The sequence below is a fragment of the Pauljensenia sp. C0170B4 genome (assembly GCF_056590235.1).
This window is the reverse complement of sequence record NZ_JBWPVS010000005.1, coordinates 54,476-75,336: the sequence shown is the minus strand read 5'-3', so window position 1 is coordinate 75,336 and position 20,861 is coordinate 54,476. Positions and strand designations below refer to the sequence as shown.

General features: G+C 59.0%; 16 protein-coding genes. 5 read left to right on the top strand and 11 right to left on the bottom strand.

Annotation, left to right across the window (positions count from 1 at the left end):
- Positions 1 to 9: 9 nt before the first annotated feature.
- On the top strand, positions 10 to 1,008 hold the full coding sequence (locus tag AC1EJ1_RS07720; RefSeq protein WP_092649119.1) for an AAA family ATPase: 999 nt from the start codon (positions 10 to 12) through the stop codon (positions 1,006 to 1,008).
- Positions 1,005 to 2,384, top strand: coding sequence for a DUF58 domain-containing protein (locus tag AC1EJ1_RS07715; RefSeq protein ID WP_257590286.1), 1,380 nt, complete (start codon positions 1,005 to 1,007; stop codon positions 2,382 to 2,384). Before AC1EJ1_RS07720 ends, AC1EJ1_RS07715 begins: the two co-directional genes overlap by 4 nt.
- A gap of 6 nt (positions 2,385 to 2,390) precedes the next feature.
- On the opposite strand, the gene AC1EJ1_RS07710 is transcribed toward AC1EJ1_RS07715, so the two are convergent.
- Positions 2,391 to 3,317: a stage II sporulation protein M gene (locus AC1EJ1_RS07710; protein ID WP_480295644.1), complete on the bottom strand. Its 927-nt coding sequence runs from the start codon at positions 3,315 to 3,317 to the stop codon at positions 2,391 to 2,393.
- An 85-nt stretch (positions 3,318 to 3,402) separates the two neighbouring features.
- On the opposite strand from AC1EJ1_RS07710, the gene AC1EJ1_RS07705 reads away from it, so the two are divergent.
- Positions 3,403 to 4,242: an RDD family protein gene (locus AC1EJ1_RS07705; RefSeq protein WP_157886372.1), complete on the top strand. Its 840-nt coding sequence runs from the start codon at positions 3,403 to 3,405 to the stop codon at positions 4,240 to 4,242.
- 1 nt (position 4,243) lies between these two features.
- On the opposite strand, the gene AC1EJ1_RS07700 is transcribed toward AC1EJ1_RS07705, so the two are convergent.
- Positions 4,244 to 4,720: a DUF3499 domain-containing protein gene (locus AC1EJ1_RS07700; RefSeq protein WP_092649122.1), complete on the bottom strand. Its 477-nt coding sequence runs from the start codon at positions 4,718 to 4,720 to the stop codon at positions 4,244 to 4,246.
- Positions 4,721 to 4,813: 93 nt separating this feature from the next.
- On the opposite strand from AC1EJ1_RS07700, the gene AC1EJ1_RS07695 reads away from it, so the two are divergent.
- On the top strand, positions 4,814 to 5,233 hold the full coding sequence (locus AC1EJ1_RS07695) for a metallopeptidase family protein (RefSeq protein WP_092648713.1): 420 nt from the start codon (positions 4,814 to 4,816) through the stop codon (positions 5,231 to 5,233).
- 19 nt (positions 5,234 to 5,252) lie between these two features.
- Here the strand turns inward: AC1EJ1_RS07695 and AC1EJ1_RS07690 are convergent, their stop codons facing one another.
- Genes AC1EJ1_RS07690 through AC1EJ1_RS07680 form a run of 3 tightly spaced genes read right to left on the bottom strand, consistent with a single transcriptional unit; the run spans position 5,253 to position 10,544 of the window.
- The gene (locus tag AC1EJ1_RS07690; RefSeq protein ID WP_285015750.1) at positions 5,253 to 6,740 is read right to left on the bottom strand and encodes a DUF5719 family protein; all 1,488 of its coding nucleotides are present in this window, start codon (positions 6,738 to 6,740) and stop codon (positions 5,253 to 5,255) included.
- Positions 6,737 to 10,270: a glycosyltransferase gene (locus AC1EJ1_RS07685; protein ID WP_480295643.1), complete on the bottom strand. Its 3,534-nt coding sequence runs from the start codon at positions 10,268 to 10,270 to the stop codon at positions 6,737 to 6,739. The genes AC1EJ1_RS07690 and AC1EJ1_RS07685 overlap by 4 nt, the downstream gene beginning before the upstream one ends.
- A 4-nt stretch (positions 10,271 to 10,274) precedes the next feature.
- Positions 10,275 to 10,544 carry a WhiB family transcriptional regulator gene (locus tag AC1EJ1_RS07680; RefSeq protein WP_371935782.1) on the bottom strand — a complete coding sequence of 90 codons (270 nt, stop codon included), beginning with the start codon at positions 10,542 to 10,544 and terminating at the stop codon, positions 10,275 to 10,277.
- Positions 10,545 to 10,807: 263 nt separating this feature from the next.
- Between AC1EJ1_RS07680 and AC1EJ1_RS07675 the strand changes: the two genes are divergently transcribed.
- Positions 10,808 to 11,791: a hypothetical protein gene (locus AC1EJ1_RS07675; protein WP_285015754.1), complete on the top strand. Its 984-nt coding sequence runs from the start codon at positions 10,808 to 10,810 to the stop codon at positions 11,789 to 11,791.
- A gap of 56 nt (positions 11,792 to 11,847) precedes the next feature.
- Here the strand turns inward: AC1EJ1_RS07675 and AC1EJ1_RS07670 are convergent, their stop codons facing one another.
- The 6 genes from AC1EJ1_RS07670 to AC1EJ1_RS07645 form a co-directional block, all read right to left on the bottom strand.
- On the bottom strand, positions 11,848 to 12,609 hold the full coding sequence (locus tag AC1EJ1_RS07670) for an ABC transporter ATP-binding protein (protein ID WP_058237036.1): 762 nt from the start codon (positions 12,607 to 12,609) through the stop codon (positions 11,848 to 11,850).
- On the bottom strand, positions 12,610 to 13,494 hold the full coding sequence (locus AC1EJ1_RS07665) for an ABC transporter permease (RefSeq protein WP_285015757.1): 885 nt from the start codon (positions 13,492 to 13,494) through the stop codon (positions 12,610 to 12,612).
- Between the two features lie 21 nt (positions 13,495 to 13,515).
- Positions 13,516 to 15,519 carry a glycosyltransferase gene (locus tag AC1EJ1_RS07660; protein WP_480295642.1) on the bottom strand — a complete coding sequence of 668 codons (2,004 nt, stop codon included), beginning with the start codon at positions 15,517 to 15,519 and terminating at the stop codon, positions 13,516 to 13,518.
- The gene (gene glf / locus AC1EJ1_RS07655) at positions 15,519 to 16,712 is read right to left on the bottom strand and encodes a UDP-galactopyranose mutase (RefSeq protein WP_480294339.1); all 1,194 of its coding nucleotides are present in this window, start codon (positions 16,710 to 16,712) and stop codon (positions 15,519 to 15,521) included. The genes AC1EJ1_RS07660 and glf overlap by 1 nt, the downstream gene beginning before the upstream one ends.
- A gap of 126 nt (positions 16,713 to 16,838) precedes the next feature.
- Entirely contained in the window at positions 16,839 to 18,884 is a 2,046-nt protein-coding gene (locus AC1EJ1_RS07650) for a DUF6541 family protein (RefSeq protein WP_058237040.1), read from the bottom strand.
- A gap of 47 nt (positions 18,885 to 18,931) precedes the next feature.
- Positions 18,932 to 20,812, bottom strand: a complete 1,881-nt coding sequence (locus AC1EJ1_RS07645; RefSeq protein WP_480295641.1) for a glycosyltransferase — start codon at positions 20,810 to 20,812, stop codon at positions 18,932 to 18,934.
- Between the last annotated feature and the right edge of the window lie 49 nt (positions 20,813 to 20,861).

Sequence of the window (20,861 nt, the reverse complement as noted above, 5' to 3'; positions counted from 1 at the left end):
AATGACCAGATGAGCACCCCACCTCACCAGTCTTCTCACGAGTTCTCTCAAGAAGAGTTCGAGTCAGCCCAGCAATCCTTGCTGCGGATCCGCTCCGAGATCAGCAAAGCGGTTGTCGGCCAGGATCAGGCCGTCACCGGCTTGATTATTGCGCTCGTGGCAGGCGGACATGCACTGATTGAGGGTGTGCCCGGCGTTGCGAAGACACTGCTGGTGCGGTCCCTTGCTGCGGCTGTGGATCTTGAGATGACACGAGTCCAGTTCACGCCCGACCTGATGCCGGCTGACATCACCGGGTCGATGGTGTGGAACGCGGGCGATTCGTCCTTCGAGTTTCGCGAAGGCCCGGTCTTTACGAATATCCTGCTGGCCGATGAGATCAACCGCACCCCACCAAAGACCCAGTCCGCTTTGCTTGAAGCAATGGAAGAACACCAGGTCAGTGTTGATGTCACGACTCATCGTCTGCGTGAGCCGTTCATGGTGGTCGCCACGCAGAACCCCGTTGAGCAGGAGGGAACCTATCCCCTGCCTGAAGCGCAGCTGGACCGTTTCCTGGTCAAGCTCGACATGCCGCTTCCGCAGGCAGATGTGGAACGGGAAGTGCTGGCGCGTCACCAGCGCGGATTCGATCCTCTGCAGCTCAGACAGGCGGGAGTGGAACCTGTCGCCACGGCTGATGATCTGGCTCTGGCCCGAAAGGCTGCTGCGCACATCAACGTGGACGACGCAGTAATCGCCTACATCGTCGATCTTGTCCAGGCAACCCGTCGTTCCCCGGCAACATCGCTCGGTGTCTCGCCACGAGGCGGTACCGCCCTGTTGGCCACGTCGCGGGTGTGGGCGTTCCTGATGGGTCGATCATTTGTCACTCCTGATGACGTCAAGGCGATGGCGCCGGCAACTCTTGCGCATCGTCTCTCACTGAATGCTGAAGCAGAACTGGAAGGTACGACAAAAACGGCAGTGATCAACAACGTCCTGGCGACGGTGGCGGTTCCACGGTGATTATCCCTTCGTGGAGAGCTGTCGCCCTCACGGCGCTTGGCATCATCCCCATCATCTTTTTCCCCACGATGACATTGACGGTCGCGTGGTTCCTCCTCGTGGTGGCGATGGTGCTGGTTGACAGTGCGCTCGCGCTTTCGCCGCGAAGGCTGGAAGTCACGAGGGAGACGCCTTCACCTATTCGTGCCGGCACTGATTCAGTCTGCACCCTCACTCTGGCAAATCCCTCCGGCAGGGTCGTGCACATGGATGTGCGCGATGCATGGCCGCCGTCGGTGCGCCAGGACCCTCGTCGTCACCATGTGCGTCTCGAGGCGCACGGTAAGGCGCGATTGCGGACAGCGATTTTTCCTGCCAGGCGTGGCACGGTTTTTTCTGATTTTGTCACCGTGCGCGCGTGGGGTCCACTTCGGCTGGGGTCCCGTCAGGTGTCGTTGCGAGCTGACCTGACGCTGACAGTGATCCCGGAGTTCCGCTCGCGCCGCCTACTCCCGTCCCGACTGCAGCGCCTCCACGATCTGGATGGGTCGACGGCCACGGTTCTGCGCGGACCGGGCACCGAGTTTGATTCTCTGCGCGAGTATGTCATCGGTGATGACCCTCGTGACATTGACTGGCGTGCCACTGCCCGCTCACGCGACCTCATGGTGCGCACGTGGCGCCCTGAAAGAGATCGCCACGTGGTGATCGTTGTGGATACCGGGCGCGCAGGATCCCTGCTTTTGGGCCCCACAGATGTGGAGATGATTCGCAGCAGCGACCTTTCAGTAGTTGAAGAACATACGCATGACGCTGACGTGGTGGATGTCGGGTCGGCGCCTCGCCTGGATTCAGGTATTGAAGCGACGCTGCTTCTGGCGGCTTTAGCTGATCGAGGTGGGGACAAGGTGCACGTGATGGCGGTTGACCGTCAGGTGCGTGCCCGTGTCAGCGGTCTGACGGGGCCGCGCCTTCTCAACCAGTTGGCGATCGATTTTGCCGGCGTGCAGCCCACCGTTGAACCTACTGACTGGAATAAGGTGATCGTGGAAGTAGGGCGCATGGTGCATCACCATTCGCTGCTGGTCCTGGTTACCGAAGTTCCGCCGTTGGGGTCAGATCCTGACTTTGTGGATTCTGTGGCAGCCCTGTCGCGCAATCATCGTGTGGTCGTAGCTTCGGCGCGTGACCCGCATCTGGATCACATGCTGTCAGAATCTGACACGATTGATCAGGTGTATGGCGCGGCAGCTGCTTCCGCTGCCCGCCGTGAGATCCGTCAGGCCTGTGAGCAACTCAATCGCATCGGTGTGATGACGCTCGACGTGTCGGCGGGTCTGCTCAGCGCCAAACTGGCTGACTTGTATGTGCAGCTGAAAGGCCAGGGACTGGCCTAGCACAGGTCAGGCAGCAACGGGTTGCGCGTACCCGGCATCCGATTCCAGATCGCCAATGATCCCGAGCTTGTGGGCACGCCCTCCGAGGATGAACGTGTACAGCCACAGTGCGGTGATGACCAGTACCCCACTGCCGATGCGAATCCAGTTCGGCAATGATGATGGCGTCACGAATCCTTCGATGAAACCGGAGAGTGCCAGGAGGATCACCAGGCCGCCGCAAATCACCACCATTGACCTGCCAGCTCGCGCAAGGGCTCGTCCGCGGGTGGTACCACCTGGGCTGATCAGAGCCCAGAACAGGCGCAGCCCTGCCGCACCGGCAATGAAGATCGCCGTCAGCTCGGGCAGACCGTGCGGAAGGATGTAATGCAGGAAGAAAGCTGGCCCCGCATAGTGCACAACCAGCGCACCTGTTACCCCCATGGAGACAGCATTGTTGTAAATGATCACGAACGGCATGATTCCGGTGATACCCGCGCCGATCATCTGGATGGCGATAAATGCGTTGTTAAACCATACGGATGCGCCAAACTGGGCGTTCGTGTCCTGTGAGTAGTACTCCACGAAGTCGTGGAAGACGAATGATCGTGCTGCTTCTGGCTCCATCAGCGTTTCAATGGCAGCGGGGTTGCGTCCGAGCCACACAATTTCAGTAATGGTAATCGTCAGGAACAACGCCATGATGCCGATTGTCCACCACCGCACTTCGTACAGTGCGGCAGGCAGCGTCACTTTGAACCATCGAGCCATGCCAACCAGGGATGCGCCTGACGTTCCGGTCAGGCGTGAACGCGCTCGCGCCAGGTCGTTGGACAGTTGGTGGATGAGGTCCGGATCAGGCATGGTGGCGCGTATCATCGCCAGGTCCGAAGATGCACGCCTGTACAGCAGGCTGAGTTCGTCAATCTGATCGCCGTCCAGGCGGCGCATCCGTGCAAGCGTATGGAGTCGATCCCATGAAGGCGACCGCGAAGCTTTCAGCGCATCTATGTCCACTCGAGCTAGCATGTCATACATGAGCCCAAACGTCTCGCCCGTACGCAAGATTTCCGATAACCGGTTGAAAACCGGCGAGGGTGTCTCCCTGGACGTCTACCCCGCCTCCCCCGTGGTGCGTGGGTTGGCTCTCCTTATCGATATGTATGTGTATATCGCCACCTTCGGCAGCGTGTTCTTGCTGATGACGTTTCTGGGCACCTTTGACTCATGGTCACTGGAACGCATCGGTATCATCGGCACGATGGTGATGATCTTCCTGATCGCCCCGATGACTGTGGAGTTTTTGACGCATGGTCGCTCACTGGGCAAATGGGCGTTCCACCTGCAGGTTGTTCGAGATGACGGTGGTCCTGTCACGATGCGTCAGATCGCGATGCGAGCGGTGTCCGCGCTCCTGGAAATTTTCATGACGATGGGGTCGGTTGCCGCGGTGACATCGCTGGTCAACAAGCAGTCAAAGCGTCTGGGTGATATCGCTGCAGGAACGATCGTGGTCCGACTGCCTGAGCCGGCACATTTTGTTCCCCTGGTGATGCCACCGGAGTTGAAGCGATGGGCTGACACTGCGTTGTTCACTGATCCTGGAAGTGACGTGAGGGCGTACGGCCTGTATCTGATGCGCACGATCGCAACCATGTCGCCAGCTCAGCGCGCTCAGCTCACATCGGAGTACGCCCACTCGTTGCTGGATTATGTCTCACCTGCCCCGCCCACGGCTGATGCGGAGCGTTTCATCGCGGCATTCCTGGTGACATTGCGTAATCGCGAGTATGTGCGCGACGTGCGTCGCCATCACCGTGATGACGTTCAAAGGTCACGCGCAGGCGCCGTGCCTTTTGAGATCGGTGCTGCCTGAACTATTCCTTGTCCTCAGGAGTCATTCCCTGTGTCGTAATCACATGGAACCGTGATTTTCTGGCCTCGTGATCACCAGCGAAGGGGCCGCGTTCAGCCTGCCAGGGGCGGTTGGGTGTGTCTTTCCCGTCAATTGACGAGGGGGCAGCCGGGTCGCCTTGTTGGGCGTGGTGCGCGACGCATTGAGCCACTGGTGAGGCTGAATCGGTGTGGGCGGCATCGCGGACTGCGTCAACGAGCGCCATCAGGTCATCGGCCGATGGTGGTGCCGGGTCAAACGAGCTCTGCAAACGCACGATTTGCCATCCTTGAGGGGCAGTCAGATTATTCGCGTGGCGTTCACACAAGTCGTATGCGTGCGGCTCGCTCGCTGTTGACAGTGGACCGAGGACGGCCGTCGAATCGGCATAGTCATACGTCAATGTTGCAACAGGAGCCCCTGCGCATCCGGGTTTGGAACAGTGTCGAGCCAGCATCACGCCTTCTACTGTAGGGTGGCCTGACGCCGGTTGCGTGGAGGCACACCCAAGGTTGACTGCCATTTTCGCCATGTCATCGCTTACAGTGGCCATGTGCCTACACGGAGTCAAGGTCGTCGTGATCGCCACGGACGAGGGACGCGCGGACCACAGTTTGTTCCGGGCATCCCTGCGCGAATGACGCGGCGCGCACAGTTTGTGCGCTGCGTTCAAGATGCTGTCAGTGAGCTGACTGAACGGTGGCCAGCTGTGGCGACCATTGAATTCGGTGTGGAGGATGTTCCACCGTCCGATCCTGCTGCGTGGGAGGACCATTCGGTGGTCATTGCCCGCATTTTTCCCGCTGATCGCCGGCGCGGGCTGCGTGACCGTATCGTCGTGTATCGCCGGGCGATGGAGCTGCACAGCGCGCGCTCAGACATGGACACGGTGATGCGTCAGATTCTGGCTGACCGTATTTCGCATATTCTGGCGATTCCGCCCGACGAGCTCGAAGAGTATTTCGACATGTAGTCGCTTCAGTCCGGTCCGCTTATCGGCTGGGCGTCATGAGGATCGTTTCCTGGCCTTGTCCTAACCCGGCGTGATCCAGCCCTGTCACCGCGTGAAGCATACCTGTCGGTGTCTTCACACTCAGTGCGAGGCTGACGTGGACCGGCTGGCTGGCTTCGAGTGTCTGCTGAGCTGCTTCGTCCAGATCGATCTGCGTGCTTGTCCCGGCTGGCAAGTCGTGTGTGAGGTCCCCGATACTCACCTGTGTGGCGTTCGCGCCGGTGGTGACAAGCACGGACATGGTGCTCAGTTCTGCACCGCTGGCAGTTTCGAGGGCTGTTGGACGCGCCACCTGCTCCTCAGCCAGAATGTCACTCAGGAGCGCCCCGAGGTCCTGGCGAGCCGGGATGGTGAGCGTCGTGACGGGAGCGACCCCGACGGATGCATCTCTGTCTTCCCAGTGCGTCTGCGACCCGTTCCATTGGCTCCCAACCGTCTTCACCATCACGGTTGTCGCGATGGGCACATCTGATTGGACGCGAACTGCACGAGCCTGGTCATCCAGCGTGGAAATATCCACATCCAGAACTGTCCCGTTGTCCACGGTGAGCTGGTCGGTGCCGGCCAACGGCGTTGTTCCCACGGGGTTCAGCACGCTCAACGTGACCTGCGCGTTCTCTCCGCTGGGTACGGCGATACGGATGGCTGCTGATTCGAGTGCGGTGCGATCCGGCAACGCTATGACGGAGTCCAGCGATGCTGGCTGCCCTGCAATTCGCGTCAGTCCCAACGGTGTCTCACCGTTCATGCCGGATGACTGTGCCCAGGCGATGACGCCGGGACCGTCGGCTCGAACGTGCAGTGCAAGGCGCTCATATCCTGGGAACCAGGAGGCTGCCAGCAGCGACATGCGTGATTGGGGCGGGACAACGACGGCAGGTCCTGGCGTGGTGGTCGGGCCAGATTCGCTGATTGCATCGATGGAAACCTGTGTCGACTTGTCGGATGGGTTGACCAGTTGGAGCACCACGTCCTCACCCACGAGAGTACTTCCGAGCGCAACCCACTGGTCCTGCAGAGCTGGTCGGCATGTGTCGAGCACCAAGGAGCGCAGTTCTCCTCCGCCGTTTCCCGACAGCACCAGCGCGGTGGCACGTTGCACACGCTCTCCTGTCACGGTGAGTGCCACGTGTGGTTCGTTCTTTGCAGCATCGTTCCCGCCAGCGTTGACACCAGAGGATCCGGCAGGTGACACCCACCATTGCGCCGGCATCCGCGTATTGCCGACGGCTTGCGGGTCGTCCAGGCCTCCCGGGCAGCCCAGTGTCACTGACGAGGGGGACGCCGTCACAACCGGAGCTTCAATACGGGCCGGGCCGATGGCACTGGGCTGCGTTGTGGCGGAGCGTGCGGCCAGGTAGCAGATTGACGCGATAGCCATAATCGTGATCAGTGCGGCGACCATCGGTCGCCGTGAGCGTGCCAGCTTCGTGCGGGGCACGGCTGTGGGTGCGTGCGCGGTACTCATGTGCGCCTCCTGAGTGGCACGAGGCCCATAATGCAGGCGGCTCCGGCCACAGCGAGCACAACGCGCCACAGGGTCTGCGGCCACCACGACCAGGTGATGACAAGCTGCCCCGATTCTGGCAGTGCAAAGCCTTGAGCCCAGGTGGCTTCCGAGGGTGTCACGTATTCAAGTGCGCGCCCGTCCACAGTGGCATGCCAGCGCGCATCTGAACGCTCCGCCCACACCAGGGTGGCAGGGGCTCCCTCGTCCACCCCTGCTCCAGTATCAAGGGCGACTGACGTGCCGAGTTGAGTGGAGTCAATCGGCGTCGTGCCGATCCGTAAGTGTGCGGGCTGGGCCGAATCTGGTCGGACTCTCCACAGGGCACCCGCATCCGTGTCACCTACTTTTTCCAGTGCCGCCACTTTGTCGAGTGATTCTTCGACGTTGGCCTGGCAATGAGAAGCAGCCGCGTGGGAACCTTTCGATCCGGTGCACACCACTGTGTCGATGTTGTGCTGGTACAGGATGCGCGCAGCCTGCTCGTCAGGGGTCGCAACCAGCGTGGCGAGTGCGCTGAGAAGCTGCGCGGATACGGGGTCTGGGAGGGCTGCATCGCCATCCGCCTCGCTCGGACTGACTGCGATCAGACGGGCCCATCGTGTCAGCGCTGAATCATCGGTCCATGACACGTCCTGGGCGCGCAGGATCCACGCGGCCAGTGCGCCGTGAGCGCGCGTCGCGGCCTCGTCTTCCTGATGATCATGTGGACTGGCCGCGCCTGTCCCCTCGGCTGAGCCAAACGCTTCAGCGGACGGTTCGAGTGGGGCGATCACGAGGGTGCGTCCGCCTCGCGGTGATTCCTGTGCGTGAGTGGACACAGCTGGCAGGGCCGGGCGCGATGTGGCGGTGACTCTGCTCGCCGTTGGGGGCGCCATCATCATCGTGACCCACACGATCATGGGGACCAGCGCGGTGCAGGCAACCAGTGCGGTGGCTGCGCTACGGATGAGAGGCGGGCGCTGCGACCATGCGCGTATGCGCACAGTCAGCTCACCGTCTTCAGCCTTGGCCGTGTAGTGCGGACTGTCGCACGTTGACAGCGCGAGGGTCATGCCCAACAGTCCCAGTGAAATAAAGGGGCCGGGCCACGCATAGGCTACCGTGTCTGCAGCGAGCCATCCGGCAGGGGCATGAGCATCGGCCCCCAGTGCCACTGGCACTGTGCTCACACCGTAGGCTGCGAACAGGCTCAGCGCTGCCACGGCCATTCCCCACATGCGGGTGAAGGGCTCATGGACACGCACAGGGAGGATGCTCAACAGGGCGCACACCGCCAGCATGACAATAACGACTGCCCCGCAGATGAGCGCTGTGGTCAAACCGTGAATATTCAGCCACGTCCACACCGACGGGTTGTGTCTGCTGAGTTCTCCGTAGGGGGCACGAATGTCAAAGGGCAGACCCAGTGCAATCTGCCAGGCCTGTGCAGGAGGAACTGCAAGTGTTCCACCGCCAGGCGTAATGAGCGCATGCCAGCTTGTACCGCCAGTGCGGATCGCCGCGCTGACCAATGGGGTGATCACAACTCCAGCAGGCACGAGGGACCATGCGAGGACGGCGGCACGCCTCCTCCACCGCATCAGTGCAACGGCGGCGATCAGCACAGCCGCACCCATCAGGGCAGGCACCGCGCTCACGATGACGGCCAGGCTGATTGCCCCAATCCCCCACGCTCCGCCGGCACGGACATGGCGGTCAAGAGTTGCCACCCCATCAGCGCTCGGGACGACCAGTGTTGGCTTTGCGCGGCTGATCAGTCGGATCCAGCCCCACGCTGCCAGGGGAAGAAAGACGTGGACGAGGGCGGCGCTGAGACGTCCCTGGAGTAATGCCAGCAGCAATGTCGGGGCGCAGGTCCACACCATGCACATCACGACTCGCAGGCGCAGTGACGCCGTCACAGCGCACGAAAGAGCCCACATTGTCAGGCACGATGCCGGTATGGCTGCGGCCAGCAAAAGAGCAGTCGCATACGTTGGGGATACTCCCAAGGCGCACAACGGCGCAATGAGCACCGTGAGAAGAACGAGGAACGGGTCAGGAACAGCAGCAATTCCACTGCCTGACGGCAACCACCATGTCAGCGCGGCTTGCGCCGTCTGTTTCCATGTCGATGGCAATGCAAGCCAGGCACCTCCGCGCAGGGTGGACAGATGCGAGTGCCAGAGGACGATGCTGAGTACGACAGTGATCACGGTCATCACTGTGAACGTCACAGCACTGGTCATGCGGTAGCTGCGCAGTGAGGCATGCTGGATGGGGTCGCCCTCGTCCATGTCGTTGCGTGCGCGAATGGTGCGGGCTCGAAGTTTACGGGCGCGCCACACCTCGCGTGGGCTGGCTTCCACTGATGCGAGTACTCGTCGGGGCAGTGTGGCGGTGCGGGCGGCGAGGTGGCGTGCGCGAATCAGGTCGGGCGTGTGTGCGATCAGCTTGAGCCAGGCGCTCAGCTCAGGTATCGCCAGGTGGGCGGCACTGGTCATGATCCTGCCGATGGCACGCAGCGGTGTCCACACGGTCAGAGCCACCATGAGCAGCGGCAGTTGCCACCATGGTGCAGCCACCATCCAGTTGAACAACTGGGCATAGCGGCGTACCTGGAAAGACGCGTCATCGGGATGGTCAGCGCCTTGGTCACGCAGGCTGGCCTGTTCATGTCGTACTCGTGCCTTCGGGTCAACGACGACGCGGTACCCGGCGCGCCGCGCCCTGCGGCCGAACTCCAGTCCGTCACCGAAAGGTCCGAGGTAGGGGCTCAAGCCGCCCAGTTTCGTCCATGCCTGCGTGCTTACCAGCATGCCGGCGGTGCCGACCGCGAGGACATCGGACGTGTCATCGTATTGACCTTGATCGATCTCATCGGGCATTACTGTGTCGACTCGCCGTGCTGAACGGGTGGCGCGAATACCCAACTCAAGGAGGCGTGAGCCGTCCATTGCGACCTGTTTGGCACCGACCACGCCGATTGTGCGTCCGCTCTGGGCGGTATTCCACTGACGAGACAGACACTGTGGGTGCGCCACACAGTCATCGTGCATGATCCACAGCCACGTGGAATTATCGATCAGTTCAGCCACGCGATCGTTGTCGGCATATGCACGGTGGATGGCGTCAGAGAGGTTGCGCGCACCTGGTGTTGAGACGAAGGTGGTCGGAACCGTGAAGTCACGAATGGCATCGTCGAGCGTGGCGTGTTTGTCAGCCTGGGCGGGAGTGTGAGGTGGCCGGGGATCCCCAGCTTCCGCATCGATGATGACGAGGTGTTCGGGCTGTTCGGCCTGGGAATCGATACTGACCGCGGCTGCGCGGCAACGGTTGTCATTCGTCGAACGGGTGACCAGCACGGCGACAACGCCGTGAGCAGTGTGGCTGCGCGCGCGGCGTGAACCTGGCTCATCGCCATGAGGTGAGACGTCAGCGTCTGATTGTTCAGGATTGGACGAGGGTGGCGTAGTGTGCGCCGAGCGGTGCGAAGCGCTGGAGGTCATGTCATCAGCCAGCGGCACGGCGCAAGCGGCGACGCTCCCGTTCGGACAATCCGCCCCAGATTCCGAATCGCTCGTCATGAGCTAATGCGTATTCCAGGCACTCTTCACGCACTGAGCATGATTGGCACACGGCTTTCGCTTCGCGCGTCGATCCTCCCTTTTCCGGGAAGAAGGCTTCTGGATCTGTCTGTGCGCACAGCGCATGCTGCTGCCACGCCAGCGGGCCATCAGCACGGGCAAATGCCTCGACATCCGCAGCCTCGGACCATGTCAGAGGTCCGTCACCCAGGATGTTCCACACGATTTATCGTCCCCTCGCCGTAAACAGTTCGTACCTGAATTACACCGTTGTTATCCGCCGGTGTCAAGTTCGCTTGCGATTTTTTCTCCGCCACTCGGCGTGTCGAGTTGTCGCTGTGTCGCATCGCGGGTTAGCGTGGCCACTCACGGTGACCTAACCGTTATTCAGCCTGCAATGTCACGGGTTTGCGCGGGCACACCCCCCGTTCCCCCGCCTTTTTCGCTAACGTACCGAGTATGACTCTTCATCAGCTGGTCAGCCTGCTTCAAAGACAGCCGCTGCCACTACTGACGTGGTACGACCTTGCAGCCTCCCCCATTGAGCGCACCGAGCTCTCCGGCCCTGTTCTGGCCCGCTGGTTCTCCAAGATCGCGAACCTTTTGATGGAGTATTCCGCGATGAACCAGTGGGGTGACCTTGCCGGCGTCGGCAGCGGTGACAGTCGCAGCATCAACGCGCCGAGCGGGCAGGTCGCCCTCGACGATCAGGACTGTCAGCCGCGCGGACGGATCTGCGTGGACATGCCGTCTTCGTGGCAAGGGTGCCTGTGGGCGGGTGCCTCGTGGCTGTGCGGGTGGCGCACCGTTGACGCGGCCCTCATGGACGAGGGGGACGCCGACATTTTGATCACGGGCGAGGTGTCTGAGCGGGCGTGCGCCGCTGATGAGGCCGGTGTGAGTGTGTATGCGCATAACTTGTCTGCGCTGGCGTTGCAATGGGACGGGGACCTGCCCGGCGCGATGATGGATGCGATCGCTGAGGTGTCGGGGTACAACGATGTGCCGGACTTCGGTGTTGATGAGTTGCCTACTTTTTCTGCCGGCTGGCGGGTCGATGAGCCCTCGAATCTAGCGTGGGGGCAGTTGTGGGAGACTGACGGCGGCGCGCCTGGCGCTGCGCACGATGAGGGCGCTGCGCCGGGGTCTGCGCATGGTAACGGTGGCGTGACGAAGTCCCCACGCGGTGACAGTGCTGTGCCCGGATCTCCACGCACTGACAGCGCTACGCCGGCATCCCTGCGCGGCAGCATCGACCTGCCGCCTCGTATCGCTGTGATGAGCCGGGGCCTGGTTGCAGATACGAGTCTGCTGCTCTGGGCGCTGAGCCGCAGCCGCCCTCTGGTCATCATCGCCTGCGGCGGGCTTGACCCAGACGATCCAGCCGTTGCCGACCAGATCGCCCGCATCGCCACCCAGGAACGCGCGCAGCTGCGCCCTTAGCCTTCTGGCGGCTTCGCACAGCGCGGGTGGCCCCCACTCCGGCGGCACACTGGTTCTTATCGAGAGGCGCGGAGGAAGTCGACGGCCTCAACGATTGACCCATCGAACTTCTTGACTCCATGATCCAGCACGATGCCGCGCTCACAAATGTTCTTTATCATTTCGAGGTCATGGCTGACAACAACAAGCGTCTGGCCGGTACCCCGAAGCTCTTCCATCTTCGAAATACACTTGCGTTGGAAAGGCTCATCTCCCACGGCGAGGATCTCATCGACCAGGAAGACGTCAGGCTCACAGTGGACGGCAACGGAAAAAGCAAGCCGCATGTACATACCTGAGGAGTAGAATTTCACCTCAGTGTCGATGAATTTCTCGATCTCGCTGAACGCCACGATCTGATCGAACTTTTCGTCGATCTCCTTTTCTTTCATGCCCAGAATCGCCGCATTCAGGTAAATATTTTCGCGTCCGGTCAGATCCGGGTGCATTCCCGCGCCAACTTCAATCAAACCGGCGATTCTGCCACGGGCCAGAACAGTGCCCTGATCGGGGCGCATCACGCCACTGATCAGTTTGAGCGTGGTGGATTTTCCTGAGCCATTGAAGCCGAGCAGTGCCACGGACTCACCCTGGTGGATTGACAATGACAGGTCGTCAAGTGCTTTGAAGGAATCGTCCAGTTCATCTTTGCGCCCCTTCAGGGTCCACACCACGTATTCCTTGATGGAACGGGTGTGGCGCAGCCGAAATTCCTTGTCGAGGTGTTCAAGCCGGACCATCTCGAGGGCTTCGGACCCAGAATTGTGAGGATCGTTCATTTACAACTCCTGTGCGAACTTACCTTCAAGACGGTGGAAGACCAGTTGGCCGATGAGCAGCACACCAAACGCAATGACGAAGGATCCCATCATCAGTGCGGGCATGCTTGGGGCCATGAGGTCCCAGCTCGTACGGCCGGCTTCGACAACGCCTTGCGTCGGTGCCCAGAAGCAGAAGTGAGACAGTTCGACGCCCATCGCAAGAGGGTTCAGCATGTAGAGGTTGACAAGCCACCGAGGGAAGACATCCGCCACCATATGCCATTGGTAGAACACAGGCGAGACCCAGATAGCAACCATCGACAGCAAGTCAACGAAGTTTTCAGCGTCACGGAAAAAGACGTTGAAAGCCGCGAAGAGCAGACCTAAACCGAGGGAGAACATGCCGATCGTCAGCACTGAAAGTACACCGACCAGAATGTGCACTGGGGTTGGTCTCCATCCGAAGAGGAGTGCTCCGACTATCAGCACAACGATCTGCGGAACAACATGGACGAAGGCGACCCACAAGCTTGAGACCGGGAATAGCTCGCGTGGTAGATAGATCTTGCCCACCAGCGGAGCGTTCCAGATAATCGATCGCGTGGTGTTGGACAGGATCTCGTTGAAGAAGTTGATCATCACCATGCCGGCGAACAGGTAGACCACGTAGCTGGGAATGGAACGACCCAGGCCCATGAATTTACCCATTGCGATGTAGTAAACGACCAGTTGGACCGCTGGTTTTACATAGCTCCACACCATGCCCAGCGCGGACCCTCTGTAGCGTACCCGCAGTTCTTTCTTCACCAACAGGCGCAGGAGGAAACTCCATCGTCCCAAGTCGAGCAAACCGGCCGAATGGCCGGGCGCTCGAAGTGGGTATTCGCTCAGTTCTTTAGTCATCAATGGAAGAATTCTGTTCGATCAGTACTCCGCGGCGGCAGTTTCACTTGATTCATTGGACGTGATACCAAAAGTCTTCGCCCACTCGTCGAGCGAGACGATATGCGCAAGAGCCTGTCGATATTGCGCTGAAAGTTCATCCCAGCGGCTGATCAGTTGGCTTCTGGCCGAAATTGACTGACTCAGGAGCTTACGCAGTTTCCGTGGATCTCGTTTGTACCATGCTGTGCCAGAGCCGTCCGCTTTCGTGACGAGGACAGAGTCAAACTGGCTCAAAATAAAGTACTTCGAGTCAGCGTGTGCAACAAATCCTTCCGGATGCTGTTTTGCGCTTTCTTTCGGAGGCGTCATCAACCGGATCAGTGTTTTCAGTGTCCAAGGCGCCAAGGTCAGCATATTTGGCCCCTTGGGTAGCCCTTTCTTGAAACGCGAACGGCTCAGACGATTAATCGGCGGGAAGGCGTCCGGCTCTGACTTGTACTGCGCGTCAGTAAAGTTCTTCGTCATTTCACGAAGCTGTTGCATGCGCGTCTTGAGGGTGCGGTGGAGATGCTCAGGGCCAGACAAGATATCGCGCACTGCCATCAGTCGCGCTGACTGGGCGTAGTATTCAGCAGATACAGAGTGCTTCACGTCAAGTGTCGTGAGCTCGTACGGCAGGCGGCCACCGTGGTCATATGGCGAATGCAGAAGAGCCGTCAGGATCCTGTTGTGCTCGTGGTAGTACGCCTGCCAGTCGCGTGCGTCGTCTTTGTCACCCCACGCTACGTGCCACAGACCTGCCCCTGGGAGGGTCACTGTGCTCACGCCATGCTCGGAGGCGCGCAGCGAGTATTCAAGATCGTCCCACTTGATAAAGATCGGCAAGGACAAGCCAATTTCTTTGATCACTGAGACAGGAATGAGCGTCATCCACCAGCCGTTGTAGTCGACGTCGAGTCTGCGGTGCAGTTCACGACGCTGACGGAGATTAGCCAGTGCAAGATCAATGCGATTCTCAGTTCCCGGAACAGGTCCCCACAGCCAGCGCCACGTATTGATTCCCTCGCCAAAGGAGTGAGCAACTGCACGGTCATTAAGATCGAACATCTGCCCACCGACGATCGTGCGGTTACGGCACAGTGATGCGAAGCGAACCAAACGTTCGACTGATTCGGGGTTCACGATGACATCGTCATCAAGCAGCATGTGGAATTCTGTCTCGTCAGCTTGTACCGATTCGTACATGCCGCGCGAGAATCCACCGGAGCCTCCCATATTTCCCTGGTGGATCATGACGAGCCTATCGCCAAGCGACTCCGCTGCTTTCGGATAGAGCTCATCATCGCTGACGTACTTGTTGCCCTGATCGACGACGTATACCCGTTTGAGGATATCCTTCAGATTTTCGGCTTCACCAAGGGCGAGGATTGTCTTTGCGCAGTAATCAGGGCGATTAAAGGTGGTGATGCCGATCGACAGGGACGCATCACCGTCAGGGCACGCGTCCACTTTCCAGCATCCGGAGAGGAACTGCGCGTCTTCATCTGATGCAATGACGTCGAACCAGATCCAGCCGCCATCGGCAAACGTCTTCAGTGAAATGTCGAACTCAACGGTCCGCGAATCGACCGTTGCGGAGTCGATACGCACAAAGCGCCCCTGAGCGTTGGACTTATAGACCAGAACCGATGCGCGTCCTTTGATCGTCACTTCGAGACGTGCTGCTGTCGCACGGGTCCACTGGCGCCAGTAACTCGCGGGAAACGCGTTAAAGACTGACGCGAATGAGACTCGAAGACCTCCAGGCAGCCTCATTGTCGAGTCCCCGTTGATCAATGCGCTATGGTCTTCGCCCCCATGGCGTTGCATGGCAAGACTACGCAGTGTGGCATTGCGCGCCTTCTTGCTGCCGGCATCAATGGGTTCTGTCGAATTGTGTGCCCGGCCGAAATCTACATACAGGGGCAGCAGATCCTCTTCCCCCTGTGCGGGAAAGACTATTCGCGCGACCTGGGTGTAGTCCTGGTGTGACGTGATGCTCATCAGTTGTTTTCTCCTGACTTTAGCGGCGTACCATCAGCGAAGTGAGGCTGAAGAACGTTGTCGAACATCGTCAGCGCAGAGGCGATCGCCATGTGCATGTCGAGGTACTTATATGTTCCAAGCCTGCCGCCGAACAACACATTGGGCTCTTTGTCAGCTTTGGCGCGGTACTTTTCCAAACGCTCGCGATCATCGCTGGTGTTAATGGGATAGTACGGTTCGTCGCCTCGTTCAGCAAAACGGGAGTATTCGCGATGGATTACCGTCTTGTCAGCCGGGTAGTCGCGTTCGGGGTGGAAATGGCGGAACTCATGAATTCTGGTGTACGGAACATCCAGGTCTGCATAATTCATCACTGATGTTCCCTGGAAATCTCCGGTGTCGAGGATTTCCTCTTCCAAGTCGATGGTGCGCCATCCAAGGTCACCCTCGTCGTAGTCAAAGTAACGGTCGATCGGGCCGGTGTACACAACTGGAATCTTGCCGACAACATGGGATCGGCTGAGTTCGTGTGAATCGTCGAAAAAATCGGTATCGGTGTACACCGTGATATTCGGGTCGTCCACCATTTTTTCCATCCACGCGCCATAACCGTCGGTTGGCAGCCCTTCATAGGTGTCGTTGAAGTACCGATTGTTATAGGTGTATCGAACTGGCAGGCGCGAGACGATCGATGCGGGAAGGTTCTCTGGCTCTGTCTGCCACTGCTTGGCTGTGTAGTTCATGAAGAATGCTTCATAGAGCGGACGCCCGACAAGGGAGATTCCTTTTTCGACAAAGTTTTCCGGCTTCTTGTCACCCAGTTCGGCGGATTGCTCTTTAACGACCGCGCGCGCCTGGTCGGGAGTGTACGCCGCGCGGAAAAACTGGTTGATGGTGCCCAAGTTGACCGGCATGGGAAACACTTCGCCGTTGTGAGTGGTGTAGACATGATGCTGGTAATTCGTAAAAGAAGTGAAGCGATTGACGTATTCCCACACCCGCTCGTTGGATGTATGGAATAAGTGAGCGCCATAGCGGTGGACCTCAATGCCGGTGGTTGGTTCTTCTTCCGACCATGCGTTTCCACCAATGTGGGAGCGCTTCTCAATGATGGCGACTTTGAGTCCAAGCTCTTCTGCAGCTCGTTGTGCGATCGTCAGTCCAAATAGGCCCGCACCCACCACAACGAGATCCGGTTGGTCCTTCTCCACTGCATTCTCCTTAATCCTTAATTGGCGCGGTTGCCTACCGCAGGATGCACTTAGCTCTAAATGCTAGCGCCTTTCGGCTCTGATTTAAGGTAAGCCACCACAGACTACTCAATCGCACAGGCATCGTCATTTCTCCTCGCAAGGTGTGATCTTCCAGAGCGCCGCAGTTCCGCCTCGATCAACCAAGCGCATATGCCTCGTCAAGAATCGACCTTCGCGCAGTCCCACAGATAGTGGGCGCGTATCTGCTTCTTCCGGCCAATATGTCAACGAGTCGGTGTAATAGTACTGAATGTCGTGCGCATTCAGGACGCGACAGATTTCAGGATCTTCCAGCATGTCTGAGATGTTATAGGCGGCATCAAGCAGGTCAGGATCGTATGACCCGGTGATGTGGCGGAAAGTTACATCAACATTGGCAACCGCATACAACAAGGACGAACCATTCATCGGATCTCCGATTACCTCGGCATCCGGGGGGATTTCTTCCTTTATTCTCGCCATCATCGTTAATTCAGCATCAGAGACCAGAGAACTGTAGCCCTGTTGGTTCAGCTGCATATAGTTCAGGTACAGTTGGTGCGCTCCTACTGTGCGCCCGTATTTACCCGTTGGGACGTATAGGAGCCCGATCGTGACTCCGAAACAGGTCAGCAATAGCAGGGGACGCAGTGAGCGTCGCTTGTCGTCCGCTCCCAACGCACGCGCGCAGTGCCAGTGCACGACATGAATCACCGTCGCCAGCGCGACTATAGACACCGGCGCAGCTATGAGGGGAATTGCTGAGCCTATACGAGCAGGATCTGTGTACCACAGGCCCACGAGCTTCAGGCCCGGTTTCCACAGTACTGCAGCAATCAGATATAGGGCTACGATGGATGCCCAGGCCGGAAGGACCCATCCCTGTTTCTGACCAACGCAGACGAGAATCCCACCTATTGTCAGAATTCCCAGTAAAATTATCCCTTGCTGATTGCCGTGTATTTGATCGGGAAGCTGGGCGTCAATTAGCGCTCCCCTCAGCTCGCGCTGAAACTCTCCAAATGGTTTCAGACGTTCATATCCGGTAGTTGATCGCCAAAAACTTGTGCGTGTCAGGCCGAAGAGTCCTCCGGCGAGGACAAACGGCATGCTCCACGCTAAGATTTTCCAGCTTGCTCCCGCACGGACCCGGTTCTTTCCAAGCGCCGCCAGGTGTCCGATAAAGCGCCACACGACAAAGACAAAAGCGACGATGACGCCCGTCGGATGGGCGATGCCGATAGCACCAAGGCCCATCACCATAAGGACGAGCAGTGAGGCCCTACGTGAGCAGTGATTACGCAACATTTCAACAATGATGCTCGTTACCAAAGGGACAAGCACGTATGACAACGCAGTCGGCCACAGTGTTCCATATGAGATCAGACGTTCGGGAAAGGCCGTAAAGCAGCTCGCGACTATAGGTCCGATCGCCCATATCCACGTTCTGCGCTTACTCAGTGTTGCTGCAAGCATCGTTGCAGTGAAGGGCCATAGAAGCGCAGCGATGACCAGTGCAGAAACGTTTGCCGCAGCCACCACGTCTCCCGCTGTCCCTGGAACAGCCAATACTGCCCAGTCATGCCACCCCGCAGGATAAAAGACTGGTGTACCATCTGACGTCGCCACGGCACCGAGATGCAGAGTCGATGCGTCCCCTGTATCGAGGATCCACCGTAAGGCATTCAGGTGAAAAACAGCATCCCAAGTTTGTGGGGGGCGCGCCGGGTTGCCTATGGGAGCAATCACTCCGTAGGCGCTGACCAAGATGGCCAGCATACCGCCCAGAGAGTACGCCACGATATTCGCAGGTGGTGGAATTCGAATGCAGGCAGTCGAGCCAGATACTCGCGCGTGGTTCGCACTTCTTCGGCGACGTATGAGTTGTTGGGCTCCTCGCACAACGTATGCGCCTACGACCCACAGGAGTGTCCAGCTGATGTAAGTTCCCCATCCCCATGGACGAACAGCCCTTTGTGCCACGATCGCCCCCGTCCCCATGAGGAACACTGAGAGCAAGGGAGTGGCGATCAGGAAGATACGTCTCCGATATCCCATTGCCCATGCAAGCAAGGCGCCCGGAAACACGATCGCAATGAGTAAAAGAAGGAAGCCGGGGAAGACATGGATCCATGGTGACAAGTCAGTCATTCTGATACATCAACTTCCTTAGGCAGCAACGAACAGTTGGGCGAATTTCAGGCTTGCGGCTGGCTTAGCTGTCTCCATAGACGATATCCCGCCCGTCTCAAACCGGTTGGCACAATTCGGTAAGTTGCACGTATTGCAAGATTACGCACTAGCTGGCCTCGAGTCGTTATTCTGTGACTTCTTAGCCGACGCTGCAACTCGACCTCACTTTTCAGTAGCCGAAGTCCTCCGCGCCGCTGGTAGGCCCCCGCTCCCACCCGATATTTCACGAGGACGTCGGAAAGATTGGTAACTCGCGCACCGCTAGCAACCATCCGCGCGAAAAGCCAGTAATCCTCCATCAGGTCCAGATGCTGATAGCCACCAACTTCCTTCACTGCACTTGCACGGTAAACGACCGCGGGATGGTTGAACGGGTCATGAAAGGTAAAGGCGCTCACGATGTCATGCTGGTGAGTCGGCTGCCTTCTGATCATCCCAGTGCCATTTTCGTCTACTGAAAACTCCACGATCGCCGCTCCCACAATGTCAAATCCCTGCTCCATGACTGGCAGCTGGCGTGCAAATCGTTCAGGAACAGAGATATCGTCGGCATCGGCTCGGGCGACAATGTCGTATGAACAGTGCTGCAGACCCGCGTTCAAGGCTGCTGAAAGGCCTCTGTTACGCTCCAGTCTGACGACTTTGATCGGTATATCAGCGACGAGGTGTGGCGATCTGCCATGACGCGCAGAATCCAGGATCTCATCTATTTCCGGGCTCACGGGACCGTCGCACACAATAACAATCTCATCGGCAGCAAGACTCTGATCTGCACCCACAGACTGGAGAGCCCGCTGGAAGTGTGCTGCATTGTCCTTGATGTATACGGGCAGGAGAACTGAGAATGGCAGTGTCTCATCTGACGCGGCGCCTTCCGCCACGGAAGTATCTGCCTGCTCCTGCTGTATACGCTCACATAGGTCACTTGTCCCGTTTTGCCCCTGCCTGCTTGCTCGTCGATCCAACTGCGCTGCTTCACACGCCACTGGCGTATCCGAAAGAACATCGGCGGTAGAGGACGGCTCCTCGTTTGCCTGCTCCACGCCCTCTTTCAGGTAGTTCCACAGCTGAGTGCGATCAGGGGACGTGGCCAGCAAGCGTACCCAGCGCATCGTGGTCATCGCCATGAATGCGCACCGCTCGATCGGCCCAAAAGCCTGCGAACGTCCGAACGCCCACATCTTGTTTCGCACCTCGTTGACGAAGCGTGCGCCAGGGCTTGCCGTAGAGTTTCCAAAAGTTTTCGTGCGGTGTTCGACGCGCGCGGCATCAACATACAAGCCCACTCTGCGTCGAAGAAGACGCGCTGTGTACTCAAAATCGTCATTCCACAGGAAATATGCCGCTTCGGGCAAACCGTCTTCGCGGATCGCTCGCACGTCAAGCAGGATCGCCACAAAAGATGCCGTTCGAATCTGGTAGCTATCTGCCGCCTCAGCATGCTGATGCAGGACAGGTCTCAGGAAGGCGCGGCGACGCGGCTTGTTCATTGGATGCTCACGCCCATCGAACCATTCCGCCCGACACGCCATAACTGCAGGTTCGCCCGGATATTCTGCCCGTGCTTTCAAAAGTCGCTCGAGGGCGTCCACGTGTGGCACCGTGTCGTCATCCATAATCCACACAAAGTCAGCGCCTCGGGATACTGCTCGGGCAATGCCGGCAGCAAATCCTCCAGCGCCGCCGAAGTTCGAGGGAAGCGTGACGGTGTCTGTGACGGCCTCACTGCCTTGAATGGCCTGCGGTGTGTCATCCGTCGAGGCGTTGTCTACCACGATGATGTCGTCAAGCGGCCGGGACTGTTGGGCTAGCGCTCCAAGCGTTTCGCGTAGGAGCTCGGCTCTGTTCCAGGCAACAACGACGGCAGCAATTCGCGGGGCAGTCATAGCGCTCATCTTAGGCGAGGTAGGCGGATTCTCGGGGCACCTCGCCCAA

Coding starts and splice junctions, on each gene's coding strand:
- AC1EJ1_RS07685 (WP_480295643.1), bottom strand. CDS start 10,270: ATGACCTCCAGCGCTTCGCACCGCTCGGCGCACACTACGCCACCCTCG.
- AC1EJ1_RS07690 (WP_285015750.1), bottom strand. CDS start 6,740: ATGAGTACCGCGCACGCACCCACAGCCGTGCCCCGCACGAAGCTGGCA.
- AC1EJ1_RS07675 (WP_285015754.1), top strand. CDS start 10,808: ATGACTCTTCATCAGCTGGTCAGCCTGCTTCAAAGACAGCCGCTGCCA.
- AC1EJ1_RS07650 (WP_058237040.1), bottom strand. CDS start 18,884: ATGACTGACTTGTCACCATGGATCCATGTCTTCCCCGGCTTCCTTCTT.
- AC1EJ1_RS07710 (WP_480295644.1), bottom strand. CDS start 3,317: ATGCGCCGCCTGGACGGCGATCAGATTGACGAACTCAGCCTGCTGTAC.
- AC1EJ1_RS07670 (WP_058237036.1), bottom strand. CDS start 12,609: ATGAACGATCCTCACAATTCTGGGTCCGAAGCCCTCGAGATGGTCCGG.
- AC1EJ1_RS07660 (WP_480295642.1), bottom strand. CDS start 15,519: ATGAGCATCACGTCACACCAGGACTACACCCAGGTCGCGCGAATAGTC.
- AC1EJ1_RS07645 (WP_480295641.1), bottom strand. CDS start 20,812: ATGACTGCCCCGCGAATTGCTGCCGTCGTTGTTGCCTGGAACAGAGCC.
- AC1EJ1_RS07665 (WP_285015757.1), bottom strand. CDS start 13,494: ATGACTAAAGAACTGAGCGAATACCCACTTCGAGCGCCCGGCCATTCG.
- AC1EJ1_RS07720 (WP_092649119.1), top strand. CDS start 10: ATGAGCACCCCACCTCACCAGTCTTCTCACGAGTTCTCTCAAGAAGAG.
- AC1EJ1_RS07705 (WP_157886372.1), top strand. CDS start 3,403: ATGAGCCCAAACGTCTCGCCCGTACGCAAGATTTCCGATAACCGGTTG.